We start from the raw sequence: 2,366 nt of genomic DNA, 5'->3' as shown, positions 1-2,366 counted from the left end.
GCACTCCCGGATGATCTTGCCGGCAAGGTCGTGTTGTCGGGCCGCCTGTTCGATCTCATCGACATGCTCGAACAGTCCTTCATTGGCTTTGTCGGACATTAGGCGCCGGTACCAGGGGATAAGGGACATGGCTTGGAATATGACCGACTGGCACCCTGCATAGTCACGGGCGTTCATCGCCTCTTCGAATGCGGCGTATTCGTCGGGGTGGGTGTTCATCCATTCCCGCAACTTCGCTTTGAAAGCCTCGTATTCCTGCTGGCCCATAGTATTGTACTACTTTTTTAAGACAACCCATCTGCCGCCTTTTGTCGGCCCTTCATGACTGATAATCCCCTCTTTGTTCATTTGCAGTAGATAATGCTTAATGCTATTCGAGGTACGTCCTAATAACGCTTCCAATTCCCTGCCGGAGATTGCCGGATTCTTTTGGATTTCGTAGATGATCCTTTCCCGAATATTTTGGGGTGTTTCTTGTGGGTTTCTTGTGGGTTTCTTGTGGGTTTCTTGTGGGTTTCTCTCAGCACCGAAGCCTGCATCGTAATATCGTTTCGATGCTTTTTCAATTACCCGAAATGCCGTGACAAATGAAAAGTCGAATTCGGCTTTTTCATTGCCGTTTTCCGTCAGCTCTTTTTGAACCCTATAAACACCTCGGCTGAAACGATTGACATAACCGAGAATTTTCATCGCTTCGGCAATGAACGGATTGCGGTAATCGCTTACATTCGGAAAATTCTCCGGACTGACTTTTCCATATAAACCGCCGGGATTTTGTATTTCAATACGATCATCGTATTCATAGAATTGTATCGGGGCATTCGTTTCATAATCCCGGTGCATGATCGCATTCATCAGAAGTTCCCGCGTTGCCCAGTATGGGTAATTCGCAACGGTTTCTTCCCGGAGAACACTAATCGGAATCGGGCGTTTTTGCGACACACTCGTTTCGACGAATGCGTCTATTTTAATGAGGTCATGGCAAAGGTTATTCCCGAACTTGTGTTCATTGATGATTTCCCCTGCACGATCCACACCTTTGAAACGGACATATTGGACATAAGCTCCCGGAAAATAGCGCCCCGGATTTCCCCCGAACAGAATAATGCATCCGTTCGTCGGACAGTTATATCGCAAGTCGAAAAATCCGAGTGATGCCAACTGTTCTTCAAGAGGGCGCTTATCGTCTGCAAGAATTTCACTGGCTACGGCTTTTGGTAAAAATTCTGACCGAACAAGGTTTATATCAATGTCGGCAAGCGTCGTTCCGATACACGGCATGGCATCGAACGTTCGAATATTAGAGATTCTTCGCTCCATCAATATTTTTTCTTCGGCTTCCGATGCGATGCTTTTGCGCGGACCTATCCGTACCCAAATACGTCCCCGGTATCTGACCGGAGGAAATTCGGACGGTTTGACCTCGACCACGAGTAAATCGCCACCTTCCAAAACAAAGCGCTCGACAGTCATTACCGGTTGCGGGAGAATATTGCCGTCGGTGCGGATATTGGTCATTTTGAGTAGTAGACCATCATCGACATGCAGGCCGGATAACTTCCCGTTGTCTTCGGCTCCTATAATCAGATAGCCGCTTTTGTCATCGCCGGGTAAATCATTGGAAAAAGCACAAATCGCCTGGCAAAATTTGTCCATATTGGTTGTCGAGGACGTTATCTCGATGTTGTAGCTTTCCGGATTGCCAAGTATTTGTACCAGTTGTTTCTGTGTTAACATAATGCGGCTCTCAATTTGTTAGGACAAAAATATGGATTCTTTTCAGTAAATTCTAAAAAGCAATATATTATTTCAGCAAATCGACCAACTGTTGCTTCATTTCATCGTCGATGGTGCGATAACGCGCGAAAGCCTTGCTGCCTTCCTTATGTCCGCTCAAAGCTCCGACCAAATTGGGGTCTTTGACCTGCTTATACAGATTTCCGACGAATGTCCGGCGGGCCAGATGCGACGAGGCGATCTCGTAAAGTACCCTTTTTTCTTCTTCGCGGGTGGTGGGGTTTATGACCGTAACCAACCGCTTCAATCCGGCGGCTTTGAAAATCCGCTTGATCGCCATATTGTATTTCTGCTCGGAGATGAACGGCAGCAGTTTGTCGCCGTCCAGACCTTTGTAACGGGCTGCGATCTCTTTGGCTGTCTGATTCAGCGGAACCCGCACGGTCAGCGGTCGCCCTTCCTTGGTCTTGCGCGGTATGTACTCGATGGCTCCGTCGATCAGATTCGATTTCGTCATTTTCAGCAGATCGCCCACCCGGCAGCCGATCAGACATTGAAAAACGAAGATGTCGCGCTGAACGGCCAGTTGCGGATGCCGCATCAGATTCGTGCCGTAAATCTTGTGCAAC

The 2,366-nt window shown here is 48.0% G+C and carries 3 protein-coding genes; all 3 read right to left on the bottom strand.

Annotated features, from left to right (window positions below; translation table 11 throughout):
* Positions 1–267, bottom strand: a 267-nt coding sequence (locus tag BHV64_RS09185; protein ID WP_288115784.1) for a DUF6043 family protein, incomplete at its 3' end; no start/stop codon positions are given.
* 9 nt (positions 268–276) lie between these two features.
* Complete coding sequence (locus BHV64_RS09180; RefSeq protein WP_217727927.1) at positions 277–1,737, bottom strand: RNA-binding domain-containing protein; 1,461 nt, start codon at positions 1,735–1,737, stop codon at positions 277–279.
* A 67-nt stretch (positions 1,738–1,804) separates the two neighbouring features.
* On the bottom strand, positions 1,805–2,366 hold a 562-nt coding region (locus tag BHV64_RS09175; protein WP_288115783.1), incomplete at its 5' end, for a site-specific integrase.

It is taken from the genome of Alistipes sp. 56_sp_Nov_56_25, assembly GCF_001915285.1.
Lineage (GTDB): Bacteria > Bacteroidota > Bacteroidia > Bacteroidales > Rikenellaceae > Alistipes > Alistipes shahii.
Note: the sequence above shows the minus strand (reverse complement) of the source record. Positions and strands in the feature narration are given on the sequence as shown.